The organism is Streptomyces thermovulgaris (assembly GCF_002155915.1).
Classification (GTDB): domain Bacteria; phylum Actinomycetota; class Actinomycetes; order Streptomycetales; family Streptomycetaceae; genus Streptomyces; species Streptomyces thermovulgaris.
In genome coordinates, this window is sequence record NZ_MUME01000311.1 from 1 (window position 1) to 1,079 (window position 1,079).

General features: G+C 71.2%; 1 protein-coding gene. It reads right to left on the bottom strand.

Features of this window, described 5'->3' with window-relative positions; translation table 11 throughout:
* A partial coding sequence (locus CCN35_RS22080; protein ID WP_169721382.1) for an MFS transporter occupies positions 1 to 861 on the bottom strand: 861 nt, incomplete at its 3' end.
* Positions 862 to 1,079 lie beyond the last annotated feature (218 nt).

A 1,079-nucleotide genomic window follows, 5' to 3' on the forward strand; every position in this document is an offset into this window, starting at 1 on the left:
CAGCGGCGAGTAGCCGAGGACGCCCTGCAGGTAGTAGGTCATGAACAGGTACACCCCGAACATGCCGATCACGGCCAGCAGCATGGTCAGAAAGCAGCCGGCCCGGTCGCGGTCCCGGACGACGTGCAGCGGCAGCAGCGGCATCGGCGCCCGGGCCTGCCACCACACGAAGCCCGCGAGCAGCACCGCGCCCGCCGTGAGCAGACCCAGCACCCATGGGTCCGTCCAGCCGCGGGGCTGGGCCTCGCCGAGTCCGTAGACGATGGCCACCAGTCCGCTGCAGCCCAGCACCGCCCCGCGCACGTCCAGCCGGGCGCCGGGGTTCCCGGGCCGGTCGCGCAGCAGGGTGAGGGCGCCGAGGACCGTGAGGGCGGCGATGGGCACATTGACGTACAGGCACCAGCGCCAGTTCAGGAACTCGGTCAGCACACCGCCCACGATGAACCCGATCGCCGAGCCGCTGCCCGCGAGGGCGCCGTAGACGCCGAAGGCCTTTCCGCGTTCCTTCGGGTCGGGGAAGGTCGTGGACACCAGACTGAGCGCGGAGGGGGCGAGGACGGCGGCGAAGACGCCCTGGAGCGCGCGGGCGCCGTAGAGCATGCCGGAGGACGTGGCCGCGCCGCCGATCGTGGAGGCGGCGGCGAAGCCGATCAGCCCGGCGATGAACGTGCGCCTGCGGCCCACCAGATCGGCGACTCTTCCGCCCAGCAGCAGCAGTCCGCCGAAGGCGACGGAGTAGGCGGTGATGACCCACTGCCGGTTGCCGTCCGACATGTGCAGGGCACGCTGTGCGGAGGGGAGCGCGATGGTCACGATGGTCGCGTCCAGCACGACCATCAGCTGCGCGAGCGCGATGACCATCAGGGCCCACCAGCGGTGGGGGTCGGTCACAGGGGGCGACGAGGGTTCACCTGGACAAGGGCGGCTCATTCGGCCAGAACATCATGAATCAGGTCATGTTGCACTCCTGGAGGGTCAGGTCGGGGCACGGCCGGCCGTTCAGGGTTCCAGCACCACCTTTCCCACGGTTCCGCGGTTCTCGAGGGCCCGGTGGGCGTCGGCCGCCGCGGCGAGCGGGA